Origin of the sequence: Floccifex sp., assembly GCF_051873555.1 — a bacterium.
Taxonomy (GTDB): Bacteria; Bacillota_I; Bacilli_A; order Erysipelotrichales; family Erysipelotrichaceae; genus Floccifex.
Genome location: NZ_JBJEEY010000055.1, coordinates 1 through 2,589, shown reverse-complemented (window position 1 = coordinate 2,589; position 2,589 = coordinate 1). Strand labels below are relative to the sequence as shown.

General features: G+C 29.4%; 3 protein-coding genes. All 3 read right to left on the bottom strand.

The features are described 5' to 3' along the window. Window positions 1-419 precede the first annotated feature (419 nt). Window positions 420-1,208 (bottom strand): ABC transporter permease subunit, encoded by a 789-nt coding sequence (locus tag ACI32A_RS03180; RefSeq protein ID WP_439753578.1) that lies wholly within the window; start codon window positions 1,206-1,208, stop codon window positions 420-422. A gap of 5 nt (window positions 1,209-1,213) precedes the next feature. Then, a complete protein-coding gene (locus tag ACI32A_RS03175; RefSeq protein WP_439753577.1) occupies window positions 1,214-2,083 on the bottom strand; it encodes an ATP-binding cassette domain-containing protein in 870 nt (289 codons plus the stop codon). 1 nt (window position 2,084) lies between these two features. Continuing rightward, a partial coding sequence (locus tag ACI32A_RS03170) for a TetR/AcrR family transcriptional regulator (RefSeq protein WP_439753576.1) occupies window positions 2,085-2,589 on the bottom strand: 505 nt, incomplete at its 5' end.

Sequence of the window (2,589 nt, the reverse complement as noted above, 5' to 3'; positions counted from 1 at the left end):
AGAGGAAAAATGAGATGGAATAGAAATTAAGAAATGTTTATATTTATATTTTACATCAAATTCGAAAACAATTCATTCCTCACTTTCGCAATACTTAGAGATGATATTTTATTAAGCTTTGATACCTTTTTTTGATAATACATGCAATGGAAACAATACCATTATATGTAATAATTAAAACGACTTACTGGCTTGGCAATAACCAATATGTAACAGATTAATTTTTCAGCAAGTTTTTCCTGCTAAATTTTTCATGTGTTTATTTCTATAAGTTTAATCTCTTTTATTAAATATTTTAGACGATTCCGTAAAAAATATTCAATATACAAATCTATATAACAAAAAAGCATCCGTCAATTCATCGTCGGATGCTTTTGTATATTTTATTTGTACGCAAAATAAATATTTCCATAGAAAAATCAGGCTTTAATATCTTTTTTTCGATAATACATAAAACCAAGAAGAATACATACAATAGAAACGACTGTTCCAATGCTTATATAAGTAGTATTTAAAGCAACTTCTTGTACAATTTCACTGGCTTCGCAATATCCAAATGGTGTGATGTATTTTAGAAAATCGACTTTGTCTGTAATATTGGCAATGATATTTACAAAATACATTAGAATGGCTAGTCCCAATCCAATGCCAATACTGTTTTTAGAAATAAAAGCCGATATTCCTAAACAAATAAATGCGAATTCCATCTGCATTAAAAAATATCCAATATGTAATAAATTAATTTCTTTGAATGGAATGTCTTCGCCTATTAAATAAATCGATACAATAGATAGTCCATAAATCAATAAATTTAAAACAATAATCTGAATGAAGACAGCTATGCATTTTTCAATAAAAATGCGTGTACGAGAGATGGGATGTGTACATAAAAATTCAGCTGTATGTTCTTTTTCTTCTTTACTGATCATAGAAATAGCCACAAAAGAAGCAAAAAATGCACCACCTAATCCCAATATATTTCCACATTCAATGCCATAAAATCCAATTAATGTACCAAAATTCAAAGTATCCATTCCAAAAGCAGCAGTAAAAGAGCCCATATCCGCAAAGACATTGGTAACATCTTGCATTTGATCTTTCATTTGTGGAAATAAAAAAATACAAACCATCATTAAAAACGCAATAGATATTGTCCAAATCCAGAATGCCAACATTCCTTGTTTGAGTTCATGTTTTACAATTGTCATTTTTCTTACTTCCTTTCATAATAATGCATAAAGATTTCTTCTAAATCTGGTTCTGAAATTGAAATATCTTTGACATTTCCTTTCGACAGTTCCTGTAATAAAAGTTGAATATCTCCACTATATAAAAAACTCTGAGAATCTTTATCTTCAAATATGTCTTTTACACCTTTTAAATCATCTAACCGAATTTTTCCTTGAATGTGAACACGCTTAGTATTGGTTTTAGCTAATTCTTCAATTTCATTACATGCAATAATCGTTCCATTTTGAATGATAGCGGCCTTATTACAATATCTTTGAATTTCACTGAGCACATGACTCGATAAAAATATAGTCGCTCCTTCTTGATTTCTTTCTTTTAAGATTTCAAAGAATTCTCTTTGCATCAAAGGATCCAATCCACTCGTTGGTTCATCTAAAATCAAGACATCGGGTTTATGTTGTAAAGCACAAACAATCCCTGCTTTTTTACGATTTCCAAACGATAAATCTTGTACTTTTTTATTCACATCTAGTTGAAGTCGACTACATAATTCCTGACAATAAGTTGTACAGTCTTTCTTTTGTAGTTGTGCAGATAACTTTAAAACATCTTTAACTTTCATAGACGCATAAACATTGACTTCACTTGGAAGATAGCCCACATGTTTTAATATTTCTTCTTTTTTTTGTGTGATATCCATTCCATTGATCAAAGCTTTTCCTGAATCCGGTTGAAGTAAACCCAATAAAGTACGAATGGTTGTGGATTTTCCAGCTCCATTGGGTCCAATAAACCCAAAGAAATCTCCTTTATCCACTTCTAAACTGACATTTTCAATGCCTTTTGCTTTTCCATAATATTTTGTGAGTTGTGAAATTTGAATAGCTTTCATATTATCCCTTCTTTCGTAAATAAATACTTTTCCAAAATTGAATCAATGCATTAAATTCCTTTTCCATTTTATCGATATCAATATCATTTCTCTGTACCATTTCCCATAAATACCCTTCCGAAGCATGATACATATCTTGATACATCATTTCAATATCGAGTCCTTCTATGAATTGATCAGGATCTAAATTCAACAATGTATTTTTTGTCTTTAATTCAAAATATCTTTGATAGCTTTCTTGTATTTCTTTTGAAATGGTTTCATCTTTTTCATAAAATGCTTTAATCACAAATTGGCCCATATACGGATACATTCGCATAATTTCCATTTTGGCTTTCATGCCTCTTTCCATACTTTCAAATAAATCCGTTTGTTGATAACACTCATATTTGTCTAAGAATTCAATTGTTAATTTTGCACAGGAATCCCATAAAAACATATATAAATCTTTTTTATTTTTAAAATAATAAAATAATAATGATTTACTGATACCGGCTTCTTTGGCA

Bases quoted from the DNA above. Each gene is read 5' to 3' on its own strand.
- ACI32A_RS03180 (WP_439753578.1), bottom strand. From the start codon at position 1,208: ATGACAATTGTAAAACATGAACTCAAACAAGGAATGTTGGCATTCTGG.
- ACI32A_RS03175 (WP_439753577.1), bottom strand. From the start codon at position 2,083: ATGAAAGCTATTCAAATTTCACAACTCACAAAATATTATGGAAAAGCA.